At 42.9% G+C, this 19,598-nt stretch carries 18 protein-coding genes and 2 pseudogenes; 4 read left to right on the top strand and 16 right to left on the bottom strand.

The annotated features are described in order from the left end of the window. Positions 1-21 precede the first annotated feature (21 nt). The 3 genes and pseudogenes from mttB to C9889_RS07615 all read right to left on the bottom strand — a co-directional run bounded on the left by mttB (position 22) and on the right by C9889_RS07615 (position 4,524). Positions 22-1,512, bottom strand: a pseudogene (mttB, locus tag C9889_RS07625) ([trimethylamine--corrinoid protein] Co-methyltransferase). A 674-nt stretch (positions 1,513-2,186) separates the two neighbouring features. Next, entirely contained in the window at positions 2,187-3,812 is a 1,626-nt protein-coding gene (locus tag C9889_RS07620) for a methylamine methyltransferase corrinoid protein reductive activase (protein WP_129598420.1), read from the bottom strand. Positions 3,813-3,939: 127 nt separating this feature from the next. After that, positions 3,940-4,524 (bottom strand): hypothetical protein, encoded by a 585-nt coding sequence (locus tag C9889_RS07615; RefSeq protein WP_129598418.1) that lies wholly within the window; start codon positions 4,522-4,524, stop codon positions 3,940-3,942. Between the two features lie 214 nt (positions 4,525-4,738). Between C9889_RS07615 and C9889_RS07610 the strand changes: the two genes are divergently transcribed. Further along, positions 4,739-5,068: a DUF6951 family protein gene (locus tag C9889_RS07610; RefSeq protein ID WP_129598416.1), complete on the top strand. Its 330-nt coding sequence runs from the start codon at positions 4,739-4,741 to the stop codon at positions 5,066-5,068. Positions 5,069-5,114: 46 nt separating this feature from the next. Then, the gene (locus C9889_RS07605) at positions 5,115-5,336 is read left to right on the top strand and encodes a histone family protein (RefSeq protein ID WP_129598414.1); all 222 of its coding nucleotides are present in this window, start codon (positions 5,115-5,117) and stop codon (positions 5,334-5,336) included. Between the two features lie 2 nt (positions 5,337-5,338). Here the strand turns inward: C9889_RS07605 and C9889_RS07600 are convergent, their stop codons facing one another. From C9889_RS07600 to mmcA, 10 genes are all read right to left on the bottom strand, one after another. Next, positions 5,339-5,845, bottom strand: a complete 507-nt coding sequence (locus tag C9889_RS07600; RefSeq protein ID WP_129598412.1) for a COG2426 family protein — start codon at positions 5,843-5,845, stop codon at positions 5,339-5,341. Positions 5,846-5,854: 9 nt separating this feature from the next. Beyond that, complete coding sequence (locus tag C9889_RS07595) at positions 5,855-6,811, bottom strand: replication factor C small subunit (RefSeq protein ID WP_129598410.1); 957 nt, start codon at positions 6,809-6,811, stop codon at positions 5,855-5,857. A gap of 99 nt (positions 6,812-6,910) precedes the next feature. Further along, complete coding sequence (locus C9889_RS07590) at positions 6,911-7,252, bottom strand: DUF4870 domain-containing protein (RefSeq protein ID WP_129598408.1); 342 nt, start codon at positions 7,250-7,252, stop codon at positions 6,911-6,913. Positions 7,253-7,256: 4 nt separating this feature from the next. Then, positions 7,257-8,054 carry a Fe-S cluster domain-containing protein gene (locus C9889_RS07585; RefSeq protein ID WP_129598406.1) on the bottom strand — a complete coding sequence of 266 codons (798 nt, stop codon included), beginning with the start codon at positions 8,052-8,054 and terminating at the stop codon, positions 7,257-7,259. A 76-nt stretch (positions 8,055-8,130) separates the two neighbouring features. Further along, on the bottom strand, positions 8,131-8,637 hold the full coding sequence (locus tag C9889_RS07580) for an electron transport complex protein RnfA (protein ID WP_318531561.1): 507 nt from the start codon (positions 8,635-8,637) through the stop codon (positions 8,131-8,133). Position 8,638: 1 nt separating this feature from the next. Beyond that, the gene (gene rnfE / locus C9889_RS07575) at positions 8,639-9,256 is read right to left on the bottom strand and encodes an Rnf electron transport complex subunit RnfE (protein ID WP_129598404.1); all 618 of its coding nucleotides are present in this window, start codon (positions 9,254-9,256) and stop codon (positions 8,639-8,641) included. A 13-nt stretch (positions 9,257-9,269) separates the two neighbouring features. Beyond that, positions 9,270-9,839, bottom strand: coding sequence for an Rnf electron transport complex subunit RnfG (gene rnfG, locus C9889_RS07570; RefSeq protein ID WP_129598402.1), 570 nt, complete (start codon positions 9,837-9,839; stop codon positions 9,270-9,272). Further along, a complete protein-coding gene (rnfD, locus tag C9889_RS07565; RefSeq protein WP_129598401.1) occupies positions 9,832-10,755 on the bottom strand; it encodes an Rnf electron transport complex subunit RnfD in 924 nt (307 codons plus the stop codon). Before rnfD ends, rnfG begins: the two co-directional genes overlap by 8 nt. A 1-nt stretch (position 10,756) precedes the next feature. Further along, a complete protein-coding gene (rnfC, locus tag C9889_RS07560; RefSeq protein ID WP_129598399.1) occupies positions 10,757-12,112 on the bottom strand; it encodes an Rnf electron transport complex subunit RnfC in 1,356 nt (451 codons plus the stop codon). Between the two features lie 14 nt (positions 12,113-12,126). After that, entirely contained in the window at positions 12,127-13,710 is a 1,584-nt protein-coding gene (mmcA, locus tag C9889_RS07555) for a methanogenesis multiheme c-type cytochrome (RefSeq protein ID WP_129598397.1), read from the bottom strand. A 254-nt stretch (positions 13,711-13,964) separates the two neighbouring features. On the opposite strand from mmcA, the gene C9889_RS07550 reads away from it, so the two are divergent. Then, a complete protein-coding gene (locus tag C9889_RS07550; RefSeq protein WP_129598395.1) occupies positions 13,965-14,975 on the top strand; it encodes an FAD:protein FMN transferase in 1,011 nt (336 codons plus the stop codon). A gap of 1 nt (position 14,976) precedes the next feature. On the opposite strand, the gene thpR is transcribed toward C9889_RS07550, so the two are convergent. Beyond that, the gene (thpR, locus tag C9889_RS07545) at positions 14,977-15,522 is read right to left on the bottom strand and encodes an RNA 2',3'-cyclic phosphodiesterase (RefSeq protein ID WP_129598393.1); all 546 of its coding nucleotides are present in this window, start codon (positions 15,520-15,522) and stop codon (positions 14,977-14,979) included. A 134-nt stretch (positions 15,523-15,656) separates the two neighbouring features. Between thpR and C9889_RS07540 the strand changes: the two genes are divergently transcribed. Next, complete coding sequence (locus C9889_RS07540) at positions 15,657-16,526, top strand: DNA integrity scanning protein DisA nucleotide-binding domain protein (RefSeq protein ID WP_129598391.1); 870 nt, start codon at positions 15,657-15,659, stop codon at positions 16,524-16,526. Here C9889_RS07540 and C9889_RS07535 read toward each other — a convergent pair. After that, a pseudogene (locus C9889_RS07535) lies at positions 16,527-17,575 on the bottom strand (mRNA surveillance protein pelota). A gap of 11 nt (positions 17,576-17,586) precedes the next feature. Continuing rightward, a complete protein-coding gene (gene rqcH, locus C9889_RS07530) occupies positions 17,587-19,575 on the bottom strand; it encodes a ribosome rescue protein RqcH (protein WP_129598387.1) in 1,989 nt (662 codons plus the stop codon). Positions 19,576-19,598: the final 23 nt, after the last annotated feature.

Genomic DNA, 19,598 nt, shown 5'->3' with positions numbered 1-19,598 from the left:
AAAATTTAAATTGAAATTAAATTACATTGCGTTCCTGACATCTTCGTCTGCTCTGTCCATGACAGCCTTCATATCTTTCATGAGGTCAGCATCGACAGGTGTAACTTCATGGTTCTTCATGACGTCAACCACCTTTTCGTGAGCAACGGTTGCAAGTTCTTTAGAACCTGCTGCTTCCCAGTCACCGAACATATCCCTGTTGATGAGTTTTGGATCAGATACTCTGTCGATGTAGTTCCTTGTCTGTTTGTGTGCAAGGAAGTTCTTACCAATTCCTACCTTCTGGATGGATTCTACACCAAGGGTAAGTTCGTCAACAGGAATTCCACGCATGGCGGATTTGGTCATCTCGATCATGTCATTGTCGAATACGAGCTGCTCAAGAGAGAAGGTCATACCGAGTTCAAGCATACCTGCACCATAAAGGGTGTTACATCCGGAGAATGCAGGAAGCAGGGTAGTCATTGTCTTCTCGTGACCTGCCTGGCCATCTGGGACCTTGGCATCTGACTAGGTACCTGCAACAAAGGACGGGAGGCCATAGAACTGTGCAAGTTTACCGACTGCCGCACTGATAAGACCAAGTTCAGGTGCACCTACTGGAGCAGTACCCCTCTTCAGGTCGAAGGTTGTAGTTGAACTACCATACCATACTGAAGTACCTGGTACTACAAGCTGCGCAAGTACGATACCTGCAAGGACCTCTGCATTGTGTGTAACGAGAGTACCAGCACGGAATACAGGAGATGAACCGCCGGACATAGCCATACTCAGGACATTTACAGGGATACCAAAGCGTGAACCCTTTATGATAACCTGACATGCGTTGCTGCTGAGTTCAAGTGGGCTGGTTGGACAGAGAAGCATGGAGAAAATTGGTTTCTTACGGGCTTCTTCTTCGTCTCCACCGTAGTAGGCATGGACCATGTCCCTGTAATATTCGACACTTTCGCCTACAGGGTCAATGTGGTGGAAGTGCTTTGAGGTGTTGGTCAATGGTGTGAATGTTTCGTGAACATCCTGTGCACCCTTACCTGCCCAGTCTCTGGCAGATACTGCGAGGGAGTAGTAGTCAATGTTGTCTGCCCAGTCACAAACTTTGGCAGTGTCTGCTACATCTTGCTCAACGGAATCGACAGTCTTGTACTTGCCTGGTGCTTCATAGTTGCACATCTTGACACCAGTACCGAAGCAAGTCCAATTGACCTTACCCTTATGCTCCTGTACAGTATTGTTTTTCTTTTCCCGTCCCCAGAGAGTAAACTTTGAGGGAGAATCCATGAGAGCTCTGTTTACAAGGAATTCAGGAATCTTTACGACCTGATTCTTTTCATCGACTTCACAGCCGGCTTCCTTGAAAATCTGTCTTGCTTCAGCATCAGAAACCTGAATACCAGGGTTCATGAAACATTCCATTGTTGCATAATGGATCTTTCTTAAATCATCTTCGGAGAAGAGATTAAGTTCGACACCTTCCAATGGGCGTGCGCCTGGATAGTAGTGTTCTTTCATTTCCTTTCACTCCTATATTTATTCAATATCGTGGTTTGGTGGATAGCCACCAGCACAGGTTTACATCGGATCAGGAGATGGGTAATCCGCATCCCATGCAATTTTTTAGCCAACAAATTACGGGAAGGAAAACCAACCCTTATCCATTGGCAAACTTACAACCTCCATAAATAAACATAACAAACTTTGCCGAATATCCGTCAAATTTGTAGTGCTGTAAGTTCCATCTCCATTACTAGCTGTCATAATCTAATTTTTAATACGCCCATATATATTTGTCGGTGAATAGCAGACCGAGGTGTCCCCATTAATTATCACAAAAGGGAAAGAATAGTAGATATTAATCGATTTGTGATCTGGAAATCAACTAAAAATCAATTCTATTTGTCATCGGCCCAATGTTATCAATGTTGAATTATCGATGATAATGGGCACCGTTTATATCAAATATATTTTGCAACAAAATTACATTACAAAAACAAGGCAATTTGCTCCAAAACCCCCAATAACACACAAGTATTATCCAACATATTAATATTGATTATACAGACAATGTTGTTTCTAAATATCAATACAGAGTAACAATAGGAATACAGAATTATAAGTGACACAAACGGAAATTATAAATAAGAAGAAAAGCGCGCTCCACACGCGCCCGCTAAAAAATAGAGATATCAGATTGTTTTGATATCAATGTCTATGTAATGAATTGCGTCCACCGGACAAATTGCAACACAGCGATGGCAGGAAGTTCCAAGGCATTTTTCACTATCATAATGCACATATTTCTTACCGCCTTCTTCCAGCGCTATAATGGCATCTTCGGGGCATTCCTCCTCACACTTACGGCAAAGAATGCAATCCGGAGCCTCCTCTTCTATTACTATTCCCAGATTGCTCACAACTTCGAGGCCTTCTTTGCCTACTTCATCAATATCCTTTATGGTCCTTTTTTCAATTACAGGATCCTTATAAGGTTCAGGTAATGTTGGAAGACCATACATTTCAAGCATCTGATTATATGTTTCAATGGGCATTCCCTGTGTCCAGTAGGAAAGTTCACAAACATAGAAGTTCGAGAACGTTTTGCTTTCGGCCATCATCAAATGGTCAGCCTTAATTCTGTTGGCTACTTCCTTAACATCCTCAAGGCGACCTCCATCAAATACAAGTTCCCTTGCAAGGGAGATTGAAGTGTTACCAAATTGCACTATTGATTTGGAAAAGTTTGGGCAGGACCCCAGTATTCTGGCTTTGTCCGCGTCAATATATGCACCTGTTGCACCGGACATATACATATAATCAAGGTCTTCATAGGCAAGACCTGCTTCAACAAGTAAAGTCAGGTGTGCAGCACGTATCGCACCAATAGCTTTGCCTGCTTCTTCAATATCCCTGTCATAAATTTCCACACCATCGGCCAGGATAATTTTACCGTTGGGTAGATTTGGAAGTTTCTTGATTAATCCAGTATCCAGGGCAACAGAAATTGACGCAATTACACCCGTACCTGTAATCCCTTTTGCAATCAGGTCACTGGCTTCTTTTATGTCACCGGTAGTCGGGTCAATCAGATGGGCTTTACGGGGAGACATATCTTCATCCAAAATCGTAATTCTCCAATAATCACCCTCAGGATTTACGTCGGATATTGCACCGGGACTTGCAAGCATACCACAGGATATACCCTGCCCCTCAATTGCAGGACCCGCAGCTGCACTGCCAGTAATGATCTTTTCCCCTATTTTAAGTGCCATTTCGGCATTGGTACCATAATCCGTTACAAGAGAAGGTTTTTCCTGTTCATAGAAATCGGTCTTAATCATCATTGCCAGTGCATCGGCACCAATTTCATGTTTGATTGCGGGGGGGACTATGATTTCGCAATTTGGAAGGGGAATCACACCATCAAATATCTCAGAGGCATCGAAAACCCGAGCATCACGCACCACATTTTCGACACCAAGCTTTTTTTGTTTGTTTTCACCTGCATAAGCCAGGTCGCGGATCTCAATGTTCTGGAAAATTGAAAGCTGTATAGGATTTCCACATATAGCAATACGTCTGATATCTGCCGGGTCAACATCAAATCTTTCGATTATTTTCTTTACCGTATCCATCATTATTTCATGTGAAATATCGGGACCTACCTGAATAGAAAAATCCAGATGATCCATCACATTTCCGCCCGGCAGTGGATGGCGCATCGTAATAGCAGTCTTTAAAACATCCTTCGTATCAAGATCAATCAATTGTGCCCGAAAACCACTTGTTCCCAAATCTAGAGCAATACCATACATTTTATACACCTCTATTAATACAGAAAGTAATGCATAAAGAAGATAAAATCCGAAGGTATATAAGGTTTTGTGAAGTAATCACAAAACCACACTGTTACATAATAATTAAATTGCTATAAACTGTAAATCAGCTTTTGTTCTCAAAATCAAATCCCAGTAGGAATGTACCTCTCCCACATTCATTCTTCTCATACATCCTTTCTTTAATGTATTCATCAGTCGGTGGCGAGGGGGAAGCCAGAATTGCATCACTAACGCCTTCAATACAGCTGACAGGTTCACATTCTTTGGGCGGGAGGACAACTACAAGCGGTTCCTTGCTGCTATTGGCCTCCATAAGGACCCCCTTGTCATAAATGATAATATTTCCTATTACAAGAGAATCGGCACACTTTTCCACTTCTTTAATCCTTTCGGCATCCTCAGTGTCTTCACCTACTTTTTTATCTTTATGCTTTAAGATTACATTTGGACCACAGGGCCATTCATAATCCATATCCGTAAGGAAAGATACAAGTACATCCATATCAAGTACTTTTTTCACGCCCTGGTTATCACCTCTGCCCAGACCCATTAAAGTCATCTGGTCAGCCTTTTCCTCCATTTTCCTTATGGTTTCCCTGTCATCTGAAGAAAGTAGTGTTGTAGCACCTACACCTTTTACCTGACCCAGTTTTTCAAGAACCTGTTCAATTATTTTATCTTTATCCAATTTGTATCCCTCATAAAAGAATGATTAAGTCATTTTAATGAACTGCTAATAATCTCTTTCTTTTGGATATTTAAGTATGTCGAATTATTGTCTGTTAAAAGCTACAGCTACGAACATAATTACAATGGTTTTGTGATAAGCGCGCATAACTCTTATATAAGGCAACCAAACATAATTATTAGATAGAAACATCAACCTTAACAGGAGTGAAAATATGACAGAAGTTACTGTAAACTCAAGAATCTGTGGTTACAAGCACAAAATTAACGCAGAAAAAGAAGGTAAAAAGATTAACGTCGATATTGCCAGTGACTGCAAAAAAATACAGGGAATGTCAAAGATGGAAGTACCAAAAATGGATATTTTTGACATCCGTGACAACTATATCACCAAAAAGGCGCAGGAAGCACACACATGCCCAACCTGTATAGTTCCAAGTGGAGCAATTCATGCCTGCCACCTTGAATCAGGATTCATTTCCAAAACACTGGCAAAAGAATCAGGTAGCGTCAGTATCGATTTTGATGAAGAAACTGAGGACTAAACCAATAAACACATAAATTATCCAATAGCAGGAGACAAAAGATAGGATGACAATAATACCAGTTGCACCAGTTGGGAGAGTAATCAGAGAAGCAGGTGCAGAGAGAATCAGTGAAAGTGCAAGTGAGGAACTTGCCAGGATACTGGAAGAATACGGCATGAAAATATCGAATGAAGCCATTGCTCTTGCCAGGCACGCAGGAAGGAAAACAGTTAAAGAAGAAGATATAAAAATGGCAGTTGATATTGCACGCAAGACACGTGACTAAGTTTAAACTATAAGATCCATAAACCCAATTCCCACCAGTGTGGATATTGTCACTATAAAACCGGCAATCATGACCCCTGCCAGAATGGCAATAAGAGCGTGTCTGAATTTTATTCCAAAAACAAAAGCTGCTGCACAGCCGGTCCATGCACCGGTAATCGGAAGCGGAATGGCCACAAACATTACCAATGCCATAGTTCCGTATTTTTCAAATCTCTCCGAATGGTTACGATGGGTGCGTGCAAAAAGCCATCCAAAAAACCCATCTAAAATGTAAAAACGCCTGAGCCAGGATGATACCGGTTCAAGAAATAATAAAAGAGGTATCACCGGGAGCATATTACCAAAAACGGCCAGAGAATATGCTTCCAGGGGAGACATATTGTATAAACCTATAGCTATTGGGATTGCACCCCTGAGCTCGGCTACCGGTAAAGCAGCCATTACTATGGTAGCAAGCCAGGAAGGAACAGAACCCAGTAAATCGATAAGATACTCACCAAAAAGCATTCAATAACCTTATTCCTCACCTTCAATGGAGAGATGGGCAAGTAAAGCATCCAGCTGGATGCGCTCATCAGCCCCCTCAGTTATCCTGAAATCGATTTCACCCAGCACATCAACAATAGAGACAAGTTTCCGGGCAGGCATATCAAGATCAAAGAGAGATCTGTAAACCTGACCTACAACATCTTCCCCCGACAAACCCCTTAAAACCATTAAATCTTCAAGCTTTTTGCGAGATGAAATAAAGTTGCCCCCAAGAGCACTTTCCAAAAGGGATTTTATTTCTTCAGGGTGAGCCGTGGCAGTAATCCGATAGATACTGTCCGCATGAATACTGGAATCAAACATTGAAGCAGCCTGAACGGCGTTTATTGCTTTGCGCATATCCCCTTCTGCAACATATTTGATGGCTTCAATACCATCATCTGCAATATCCAGACCTTCCTTTTCTGCTATATGCTGACACCGTTTGCCTATTGCATCATCGGAAAGAGGACGGAACCTGTAAACAGCACATCTGGATTGGATTGGCTCAATGATCTTGGAAGAATAGTTACATGAAAGAATGAATCTGCAATTGTTCGTATAACGTTCCATGGTACGTCTCAATGCAGACTGAGCATCAGGTGTGAGAGCATCAGCTTCATCAAGAAAGATTATCTTAAAATCCGCTCCACCAATCGGGGAAGTCTTTGCAAAATTCTTTATTTTGGTCCTGACCACATCAATACCGCGCTCATCCGAGGCATTCAGTTCAGTGAAGTTTTCCCGCCAATCATCCCCAAAGAGTTCTCTGGCAATTGATACGGCAGTAGCTGTTTTTCCTACACCGGGCGGACCTGAAAAAAGCAAGTGTGGAAGATTATTGGTTTTTATATAGGACCGCAATCTTTCAATTGTATCTGATTGTCCCACCACATCTTCAAGCATGTAGGGCCTGTATTTTTCAATCCATATTTCTTCTTTCATAGCTATCCTCCAGATACGGGGAGCAAGGGGGTAAGAATAAGAGTTAATTAGAGTTTAAATTTTCGCAAAACATGACAGGAGATGAAGCCAGAAGAGGCTTCATCTATAAATCTTTTCATAGGCAATTTTTCCTGAAAAAGGCAGCCTGAACTTTGCACCCCTCCATGCCATAATTACAAGGACAAGTGTCAGGAAAAGGGAAAAGAATCCTCCAATATCAGCAAGTATCCAGCCTACATATGGAATCCAGGCAATGAGATAGATAGCTACAGAAAGAGGCAAAAATGTTAGTATAGACTGCAATGCATGGAATTGTACAAACCTGTTTTCCCTTTCTATGAGAAGGAATATAAGACCTGTGATCCAGAAACCTAGATAACAAAGCACAGCTTCAACGTTTTCATCCAATCCGGTAACCGTTGAATAACCAAGACGACTCATCAAATCACCTCATTTCAATACAGCCCTGAGGGCACTTTTCCACACACTTACCACAGGATATACACATTTCCTGATCGATCTCTGCAAGGAATTTGGTTACATGTACTGCATCTACAGGACATGCTTTCTCACAAAGTTTGCAACCAATACAACCGTTTTCACATACCGCTTTTACAGTCTTTCCTTTGTCATGGGACATGCAAACTACATGCACCTTTTCTGACTCCTTTGCAAATACAAGGATGTCGTTGGGACAGGATTCAATACAAAGACCGCAACTTGTACACAAATTCTTGTTAATTTTGGGCAAACGGTCATCACCAATATATATAGCATCGAATGGACAAGCCCGTACACAGGTTCCACGACCCATACATCCGTAGTTACAACCTTTTTCACCTTCAGAAAGCATCATTACGGCTTTACAATCTTCAATACCTTCATAATTGAATCGGTCCACACAGTGCACACCGCCATTGCATCTAACATAAGGGTATTCAGCTTCACCTTCAGAAACTTCCTGGCCTAGAATACCCCCTATTTCCTTTGCTACATCAAAACCGCCGACCGGACATCCGGTAAGTGGGGCATTGTCTTCCACCACATGTTCAGCAAAATCAGCACATCCGGCATAACCACATGCACCACAATTTACACCTGGCAAAATTTCATTTACTTCTTCCACAAGAGGGCTTACATCAACTTTGAATTTTTTGGAAGCAACAATCAGCATAACACCGATTGCAAGGGCAAGGCCTCCTAGAGTGGCCATTGACTGGATAAGCAGGATTGGCATGCTCATAAGGGTATCACCTTGAAGTAATTAACAAAAGCCATCGAAAGCATTGCAGCAATCAGAAATGCCTGAGGAAGGCCCCTCATTGCAGAAGGTACAGGAAGAATTGTGGTTTTTCCCTTATACTAGACATCATTACCATGACGATTGTATAGCCCAGCCCTCCCGATATACCAAATACAAGACTCTGCAGGAATGAATATTCATTCATAACGTTCAGCAAAACCACACCCAAAACCGCACAGTTAGTGGTAATAAGGGGAAGGTAGATACCAAGTGACCTGTACAGGGAAGGGATATTCTTCCGCACTACGAATTCAACAAGCTGCACCAGAGCAGCAATTACTACAATGAAACTGATAAGTCTCAAAAACTGAAGATCCAGTGGAACGAGGACGAAAGTATAAATTACATATGAAACAATTGATGCCAATGTCATAACAAAAATAACAGCCCCGGACATACCTGCTGCACTCTTGGTATCTTTGGTTACACCAAGGAATGAGCACAGTCCAAGAAACTGTATTATGAGGAAATTCTTTACGAAAAGACCTTCCATGAAAATGGCAAATAGAGCTTTTTCTACCATTTTATTCACCTCTTGCAAGTTTTTTTGCACGCCTGTGATTGATAATAGCCATAAGAATACCTATTGTAAGGAAAGCTCCCGGAGGCAGGATCATGTAAGAAGCAGGAGTTATCATCGGAATGTTCACAATCATCTGGCCAAACACTACAATCTGACCGGTACCCAGAAGTTCACGAATACCACCTATTGTAACCAGAGCCAGAAGGAAACCAGTAGCAATTCCCAGTGCATCTATCAGGGAGTAAAACATGTTATTCTTATTAGCATAAGCCTCCGCACGTCCAATAATTATACAATTTACAACAATCAAGGGAATAAAAACACCCAGTGCTGCATATAAAGAAGGTGTATAGGCCTCCATAACCATGTCCACGATGGACACAAATGTAGCAATGATGAGGATAAAGATCGGAAGTCTTACAGTGGATGGAATATGATTTCTCAAAGCAGAAACCATTAGATTGGCTCCGACCAATACAAAAGCTGTACCAGCAGACATTCCTATCGCATTATTCACCGATGTAGTTACCGCCAGAGCAGGACATAAACCCAGTACAAGGGCAAATATGGGATTATCTTTTGTAATTCCACGAATGAATTCGTTGAATGCTTTACTCATAGTATCACCTGTTTTACGTTTCTTGCTCCTTTACATCATCGATCTTTGCATTTAGGCCATCCACCACAGCCTTCGAGGATATTGTTGCACCTGTAATAGAATCAATTGAACCACCGGCACTGGAAAGCTGAAGGTCACCTATGGGGAGTTGCCGGAACTGACCCTTAAAATCCTCTTCCGTAATTTTAGAACCAAGACCCGGTGTTTCGGAATGCTTCATTACTTCCATTCCTGTTACTTTATTGAAAGAAGCATCTACCCCCCCTACCAGTTGAATCACATCCTGAGCACCGGATTGAGTCTTGAAGAAAGCATAACCTACCAGATTACCCGATGAATCCAGTGCTTTGTAATAAAGAATCTTGCGATCCCCATCTTCATTTACCTCATTGCCATACACTGGTTCAAAATCAGAAGCAGAAGGAACTACCTGGGGGAGAGCCTCTTTTTTGGCTGCCATTTCATTTTTCTCAAGCTGCTCCTGTGTAGGCACATAGGTCAGGCCTAGCAGTAGAGCTGCAACCAGACCAACAAGAACCAGCTTTCCTATGATTACTGCAATATCTTTACGAGACTCAGTCATCAATTTTCACCCCCAGTTTTTCAAGGGGTATTTTATTCACCAGTCGGCGGTATTTACGTTGAAGTAAGGATTCTTCCCCGAATGAGCGAGGCAGAGTGTTATTATCAATAAATGCTGCTACACAGTTTGCCAGGAATATACCATAGAAAACCGCAAATACATAGTTTGCAAAGTGACCATATATCACAGTCAACAGGCCACAGAGAATACCATAAATAATTCTTCCGTTCTTTGTTACGGGAGATGAAGGAGAATCAGTTGCAAGGAATAACACACCAAAAATAAATGCACCGGTTACCACATGACCGATCTTATCCCCTATCAACAGGGCAAGCACAAGGGTTGTCAATGCGTAAAAAAGCGGGACCTTCCATTCTACATATCTTTTTAGAATCAGATATAATCCGCCAACTAAAGCAATCGGGGATACGCCGACAAGCATACCTGCTCCATTTTCAAGAAACAGATCGGATATGCCACCCAATTCCGGGAAGGATGCAGGATGCATGGCAGACCAGTAAGCCAGCTGCAGGAAAACCCAGGCAACAAGTACAGGATTGAAAATATATGAGCCTATACCGCCAAAGGCGTGTTTTCCAATAGCTACTGCAAAGAAGGCACCTACAATCGGAATCCATAGAGGAGCTTCACCTGGCACCAAGAGGGCAACCATTAGCCCTATCAATGGGGCATGCCCATTGGTTACTGTAACTTCCTTTTTGAAGGCTTTCTGTATTACCACTTCCGTAACTACCGCCATACCAATTCCTGCAAGGATAAGAGCAAGGGCATGTAGTCCGAAAAAGTAAACCGATACAAGACTTACCGGCAGAAGAGCCAAATATTTAATCCAGGTTATTTTTCTGAATGTAGTGTCTTGCTTGATATGAGGGGGAGCTGAGATTGTAAGAGTCATGTTATTCACTTCCGCATGCACATCCTAATTTAAGATTCGATGATTCCTTTTCAGACAAATCTTCATATGCTTTTGCAATAGCTTCCTCGGAATACTGTAGCAACTGCATTATGTGTATCTTGCTGGGACATACCGAGGAACATCTACCGCATTCTATACAATTTTCCACATGCATCTGCTTGCATTCATCAAAACGACCCTGATTTGCAAGAGCTGCTATCCTGTTTGGGATCAGGTCTACGGGGCACACGTCGACACAGCGGGCACAATGGATACATTCCTTCGAAATATCCTTTCGTACTTCATCTTTACCCTGAACTATAATCGAGGTAGTCATTTTGGTAACCGGGACTTCTTCCTCATACTGTGCCACTCCTGTGATTACACCATTTGAGATCAGTTTCGCAGGTTCACCACTATAACCACCACAGGCTTCTATGACATCCCTGAATGTGGTACCTATTTTTACCAGTAGATGCTGAGGGTTATTCACCTGACCGGAAACAGTAACCACCGTTTCTATATATGGCATTCCGGTATTGACCAGGTCATGAATGGCTTTTGCGGATTTTACTCCACATATAGCAACCCCTGCACTGGCAGGAGTGCAACGGAAAGATACTTTCCTGCCCGTCACATTATAAGTGAAATATTCAAAAATATTTTTGCCGTATATTTTGTCCTGTGAAACTACGATGATATCAGTATTCTGGTCATTGAAATAATAATCAACCCTTCTTTTACCGAGAAGAGGGGCCACCATTATAGTTTTACCCTCATAATCCAGGCCATCAAAGGCATCGATTGAATCTTTATCATCATTTCTCAGAACAATGACCCCCCGGCTGGCACCGGCAGCTTTCATCAACAAACGGAGTGAATCAAGCATCTGTGATGCATATTCCAGGGGAGTTTCATAGTTATGACCGACCCATTCCGATGCGGTGGCATTGATCAAAACTGTATCGATATCACAATCAGGAGGATTCAATACCAGGTGAGTGGGATTACCGTAATTTTCCACGATACCTGCCTCTTTGATAGCCGAGATTAACTGCTCCTTACCGGAATCTTTGAAAGGAGTGAAATCTTCACATTCTGTTTCTTCTATGGGCTGTATAACTACGCTGTTTATCCTGTTGCCGGATGGATGTGAACTTTCCTCAACTGAAACCACTTCCCCGCAGACACTGGAATGGATTGCAGCACATTTATCAGAGGGACATTCACCGATCTTCTGGCCAACCTTAACAACTTCCCCCTTGCTTACAAGAGGTTCACAAATATCCCCATTGTGCTGCTTGAGAGGAATTATCATTTTTTCAGGGATTGTTTCCATTACATTTATTTCTGCCATTTGATACCAGCTCCTTAGAATGCAGGCTCCCTTTCTACCTCAGGTGGCTTTGCCCCGGGTATTGTAATATCTATGGTCTTTGCGGAGAAATTGGTTGGAGGATCGGTTTCTGCAGGATCACTGTCATATCCAAGAGCCGCCCAGTCAATTACAGGCTGCACTTCATGACAGGTAAGACAATCCGGCCTTTCCTCAAAGTGGACTTGCTGAAGAGTTTCCGAAGCAGAGACCCCATGGCAGTCATCACACATAAGAGGCTCGGCCATTCCGGTTTCAGAACCTGCAATATTGTGTCCCAGCTTATAGTGAAGATCAACCTGCCTCAGGACAGCATTCGGATAATCCGGTGTACCATCACTGTCACCATCATAAGTCTGCATTTCCTCAGAAGTTACCGTTCCATCACCATTTGAATCAGCTGCCTTTACCTCGGATGTCGGTATCGGATTACCCTTTGAAGCACTGGTATGCGGATTGGCAAGGACATCGGGATCTTGGCCTGCATCCCACCAGCTACCTGTTACCACATTGAAAGGAGCAAGTTTCACACCACTGTCATTCTTGCTGTCGGGCAAATTGAGTTTACCTTCCTTTACACCATCGGACCAGGCAAGTTGTGGAGCAAAGTCTTCCATTCTGTGAGAATCCACACGTTCGCCTGAGGACCAGTTAAAAAACTGAAGTGGAGTTCCACCGGGCAATTCACCACCCGGGAGAGCCGGGATATGACACGACTGGCATTCCAGGAATTCCAGGTGAGCATCTGCAATTGGGCCGTGAGAGATTCCCTCATGACAATCAGAATCCTCACAACTTTTCATAGAAACCAGTTCACCGTGCACCGACTCCTCTTGTCCATTGCTGATCTGATTATCTCCGGTTTCCGGTTCAGGTATTTCACTACCGGCAATGTTGTGTTCTTCTGTAGTGTGACATTCCACACAGTTGACTTCAGCATGCACATCGTATTCTTCGTAGTCCTCTGAAGCCCACATCACAGCAGTTGTCGGGACATTCATCTCATGACAGCTGTCTATGCATGAAGTCTTGGTCGGGGCAGCATTCACAGCATCATGGAAAGCTACGAGCATTGGCAGAGGCGTTACCACATCAAGGGTATAGGTGGCCACATGCAAAGGATCCTGCTGAACCACAGGAATGGCATCTTCCAAAGCAGCATCGTTGGCAGCGGAGAAATTACCTGATTCAAAAGCCATTGCTCTCTTTTCAGCATCGTATAAGCCATATTGTTCATGGCAGCTCATACAATCGATATCAACGCCGTATTCTTCCAGTTCACCCCCGCCCGGATGATAGCGCCCATATTCTTTCACCCACTGTTCTTCTCCCTGAACATCAACTTGATAGTTGGTTAGGGGTTCCCACTGGGCGATGTCCCTCTGTACATGAGAGGACTCGGCAACTTCTTCATACACACCCATATGACAGCCGCCACAACTTGAGTCTGTCCATTCTCCATCTGTCATATAGTGCTGTGCAAGAAGATCGTTTCCACTGTATCCCAAATACAGGTTTATCCCTGCTAATACAAGGACGATAAATGAAACCGCAACGAGACTTGCTTTCAAACTTGCCATAAAGATCACACATTATAATTTTGCAACTTCTTCAGATACTGGTCATAATACCAATCGAGCCATTCAGGCAACAATATATTCCTTCTATATAACCTGCTTGCGCATCAGACATCCGCCATTGTGGCGAGTATACAACCATAAAGCAGGAATGATTACATAATCGTGATTTGTTATTATTAAGGCAGAACTGACCAATTGAATATATTTATAGATTTCGAATTAAGTTTAAAATAAAACACCTCATTTCCCTTCGCATGAACCCGAAATACATGTTGATTCTTACATTAATAATCATTATAACTGTTGGATTTGCATTCGTGCAATCCACCTCAGAAGATAATCCTGAAGAATACCGCACATATAGCCAGACAAGAATGCTGATGGACACAGGTGTCACAATAACGGTTGTGGACAACAATGAAGTACATGCATATAACAGCATTGAAGATGCTTTCATGAAAATGGAAAGGGCATCCAACCTGCTTGATTCCTATAACAACAGCAGTGAAATATACATCCTCAATGAGAACAAGGATATAGAAAATGCCAGTGATGATCTGATATACGTAATTGAACGTGGAATTTACTATTCACAGATCAGCGACGGGGCATTTGACATAACTGTAAAGCCTGTACTGGACCTCTGGGCAAGCAAATTCGGACCCGATAAACCCAATGTCCCCCCTTCAGAAAAAGAAATAAACAACACACTTTCCCTTGTAAATTCCTCGAATATTACCATAAATGACAACACAATAATTATTGGAAATAATATGGGAATCGTTCTTGGAGGAATTGCCAAGGGATATGCTGTAGACAGGGCAATAGAAAGCCTGCAGGAAAACGGAATTGAAGACGGATTTGTCAATGCTGGTGGAGACGGACGATATATAGGAGAAAAACCCGATGGACAGGAATGGTCCATAGGCCTTCAGGACCCGGATAAAAAAGCAAAACCAATAACAATAATCAATGCCCGCAATATAGCTGTTGCGACCAGCGGCAACTACGAACGCTACTACAACAAGTCCGCCAGCGTATCACACATCGCAGATCCTCGCACAGGCTACCCGGTTTCACACCTGATCAGTGCAACGATAATAGCTCCTACAGCCATGGAGGCAGATGCACTTGCAACTACTGTTTTTGTGATGAAAGAAGAAAAAGGGCTTGAAATGATAGAAAAGCTGGAAGGAGTGGAATGCCTCCTTATAAACAGTGAAAAAGAAATTAGCCGGTCAAGCGGGTTTGCTAAATATGAATAATTTAAAGGTTGAACTGCCGGAGGGTTTCATATACAGGCCCTTCTGGAGTCAATATACTTTTTTTTAGCCTGAAATTGTCAACCGTAAATTTCCCGAATTCGACATCTCCCATTTCCTTAACTATACTGGCAAACTGGTTCATATTGGAGCGAGGAATGTGTCTTATTCGTGCAATGGTTGCATGAGCGGTAAATTCACGTGAATCGGGTTCAAAACCTTCTTTTTCAAGGTAATATTCAACCTGCTTATGCAAAGGATCAAAATCACCTTCGATACCAAGCCATAATACACGCGGTTTTCTGACATTGGGGAACACCCCTGCCCCTTTTATAAGGCATTGAAAAGGCTCACAGGAAATATTTTCAAGTGATTGTTCTACATCCAAAACTTTGCCTTCATCTACTTCTCCCAGGAATTTCAAGGTAACATGGACCAGTTCCGCAGGGACAATCTTCATTTTTCCCAGTTCCCTGAAATTTTCCTGCACCTCTTTTACTATCTGCGTAAAATCCACCGGGAACTCCACAGCAACAAATGTTCTTACCAAACCAAATCACCATAGTCAAATTAATGGTATTCTTTAATAGAATAACGACACAGGATACTAAACCTTATTTTATTATATAGACAAAAATTAATAGTAGCAAAAATATAATCTAAATAAAAGAAAACGGGGATGAAATGGACACCGCTGACATACTTGTAAAATCCGCACTTGAAACTGCAACACAAATTAAAGCCTCTGCAATAATCGTATCAGGAGAAGTTGATAGGAATTTATTTTGTTGTGACATACCCGTCTACTTTGCTGCAAACCCATCGAGAAGTGCTGTTGAAAGCCTGATACCTCTTGACGAAGAAGAAGGAAGATTGAAACAAATTGTCAACCAGATTCAGAGAGATACTGCGGTTTCCATAGAAGATGTAGAAAATGCAGCAGCTATTGAGCAGGCAGTCGGGAATATTAAAAAAGGAAATGTTGTAGGACTGGTAATTACAGATGATTCAGGTGCTGTGATAGTCCATAATATTTCAGGGAATCCACTCTTAAAAGCCCTGGAAAAATTTGAACAGAGAGTCTCTCCTGAAGTAATAAGAGCGGTTCTTAAAATTGCCCTGGAAATTGCTTACACAGGCAGGGAAGGCAGTCCCGTAGGTACAGCTTTTATAATCGGTGATCTGGAAGAAGTGATGCAGCGCTCCCACCAGATGATCCTCAACCCTTATTCAGGCCATCCTGAGGATGAAAGGAACATCTTAAAGAAAAACAATCGGGAATCGATTAAAGAATTTGCTCTGCTTGATGGTGTATTTATAATATCTAAAGAAGGAGTAGTGCATGCCGCAGGTCGTTACCTGGATGTTGATGCAAAGGACATAGGGATAAATAAGGGACTGGGAGGCAGGCATGTATCAGCAGCTGCTATAACCAGGGACACCGTGGCAGTTGCGATAACTGTTTCAGAAAGTGGCGGAACAGTACGGATGTTCATGGATGGCAAGGAAATGGCATCCATAGAGTGTAACGACAGGGCCATTCGCAAACACTGATCACACCTTAAATCTCAGGAGTGCGGCAATTCCACCAAGCGCTTCCAGTTTTTGCCCGGGTTCAAACTCTGTACTGAAAACCACAAGCTTTCCCTGGGAATACTCCACATTCCTAATGAAAGAGTCAATTCCTCCACCTTCGCCTTTCTCCCGTTCATGCAGCAGGAATTCATCGGAAATGAGAAGCGTTTCAATCGAACCGTAATTGTTGGCCCGCTTAACTTCCTCCACTCCATAGACAACTTTGCCATCCATAGCTATTTCCTTTAGCAGGGACTCCATGAGAGATGCTTCCCGGGCTATACGTGATTGCTCCATAATCCTATCAACCGCACCTCTACGCAGCACTTCCTGGAAACCAGATGTGCCTATCGAAGAAGTGTCCTCCACGATGATACCTGCCGCAAGCTCAGGGTCATTTGATTCAACATATTTGAGAAAATCATCCTTGGTAAAGCCGGGTCCTGCAACCACGACAGACTGAGAATCTGAAACCACATATTTAAGCTTGTCAAGAATCTCATTGAAAAAGACCTCTCTTAAAGTGCCTTCCCCTTTACCCGAAGACTGGCATATATGGGCATAGGATTCTACACCATAGTGGCGCACAAGCCCGATGTCGGCATCCCCTTCCTCGACTGCAACAATTATTACGCCCGGTTTTTTCGAGGATGCCTCTGCCTCATTGATCCTTTCAATCTGGTCTTTTTTCCAGCGCTTTATTATGGAAATATCAACCCCGTCCTCGACATTCAGGGTATGATAAGAACCGGCATCCATTCCGTGCTCAATTGGACCATGAATCCTGAGACGGTTGGAAAACTTATGGAATTCCAGGTTTTCGACCCTGATACCAAGCCGCACAGTCTTCTTCTCGGTTTTTTCAGGGCGTATCTTATCGTTTGCAGAATCGGATTTGCGTTTGGTCAAGGCAAATACAAGATCACCTTTCTCGATTATGTACTTAAGATGCCAGAGGTCATCCAGGGTCTCCGGTACTACGGTGATCTCCCCTTCATTTCCTTTCAGGTTTTTTTGGTAACTCTCATACAATCACGATTCACTTTTTGATATCTGATTCGCCCGGGGGCAGTACATTGGCAATCTTGTCAGGGGATGCTATCTGTTTTACAAAATGTACATCCTTTAACTTTTCTACATATATACGGTATATTTTCTTTGCTATATCGTTCTGGTTGAATTTGCCGGGTGTCAGTTCTACCACATGTTCACCCCGCGCTTTCACAGCCGAGACAGGACCGCCGATTGCCCGGGTCTCGGGTTTGAGTTCCAGGCCCACCGCAGCCCTGACAGGCACATCCCGGTAATAATTACGCTCACCACGGATTATAAAGGAACCTTTCTTGAGGTACTCCCCGGATTCCGGCGTCTTTGTGACCTGTTCGGGATAGATCCAGTAGCAATCCCCGCTAAACTGTCCACCCTTCCAGATACTTGAAAATGAAACCACAAACTCCGCTGCTTCCTGCAAGGTTGTTTCAGGAATGTCCTTTCCCTCTGTCTTGACAACCGTAATCGGGGCACCTGGTGCCTGAGTATGGAATACGAGATCCCTTTTTTCCATGTACTTCTTTACAAGTTCCTCATTGGTTGTGGCATCCCTGCCACCTACCACAAGGAAACCATCTGAAGAAAAGAACCATCTGAAACGTTCATACCAGTGTTTCTTGTGCACTACCTTGAAATGCTTTTTAGGTGCAGCTTTTTTCTTTTGCATTGCCTTTTTCGTATCTTCTATTGCAGCAAGGGCCCCTTTACGCTTCTTTTCCAGTTTCTTGGCTTTCTCATAATAGCGCATGGCATTCTGGGGGACTGTCAGCCGTACATCAATATTCACCTTCTTGCCGTCAAGGTCCAGCAGTACAAGACCCTGTGAACCATCGATATTTACTATCTTTTTAGCCGCAGGCAATTCATCCTTTGCATCCGAGATTATTGACTGGATTTCTTTCCAGGAATAATCTTTTTCACGGGCATCAAGCAGTGTTTGCAGTAATTGCTCAATGTCCTGATAGTGTTCATATATCTTCTCGGCAATGGAGGTGTTTTTCTCTATATCTTTCTCAAATTTCTTAATGGCACCCTCTTGTTGTTTGAGCCTGCGCTGGAAAACATCTTCTGTTTTTTCTTTCACAGTGGCTTCCTTTTTTTGTTCCAGGGATTTTGCAGCTCTTTTGCCAAAGAAATCATCCAGTGCCTTATTGAATGAATCATAGTAATTCTTTTCAAAATCTGAATATTTTTCAAGATCAAAGGGCACTACATCAAATGTTTCTTTTGAATCCGGTTTGCTGACAGTGCAGGGGTTCAACTGCCCCTTTTCCAGAGGGGAGAAAAGGACACCTATTGCTTCAATCAATTTAGAGGCGACCTGCGGATTTACCTCCGAAGCAGGAAGGGTTTTGTCGATACCACTTCGCAGACAGACTTCTTCTGAGAGGATGCCGCCCAGATTAAAACGTGTTGCCAGGGTCCGCACTACATCAGAATCGGAATGTGAAAACACTTCACATAACTGGTCCTCATTCACATCAAGAGGTGTCAACTGCGCTTCAGGGTACTGGTAGATCTCACCACTCCTGATACGTCTTCCCTTATATGTAACAGGGTTCATAGGCAGAATGATTTTTCTATCGCAGTCCAGCAATATTATGTTGCCCTGTCCAAATATCTCTATGACAAGAACGGTCTCATTGTCCCCTCTATTTATACCAATCTCAATAATACGGTCAAAATCATATTGCCTGAAATAAGTTATACGTCCACCCATTATATGTTTACGCAAAAGCATAGGAAAGGATTGCGGGTTTTTAGGGCTGGGAGGAATATATTCACTAAGGTGCAACCTGCTTCCGGCTTCAATTAAAAGATTGGCCTTGCCTTTCTTAAAAATATAGAGGTGGATACGCAAAAGGCTCTCACCAGGCTGATAAATCTTGCCTATCTTGGAATCGACCAGAGAATTCTCCCCTGTGCCAAGTTCCGTTGCCAGTGCTGCCACATCCGCACTTGTCATCTCTTCTTTCATAAACTGTACTAATTGGGGAAGGG

Origin of the sequence: Methanohalophilus profundi (genome assembly GCF_004137855.1) — an archaeon.
Classification (GTDB): domain Archaea; phylum Halobacteriota; class Methanosarcinia; order Methanosarcinales; family Methanosarcinaceae; genus Methanohalophilus; species Methanohalophilus profundi.
This window is presented reverse-complemented; position numbering and strand designations above follow the sequence as displayed.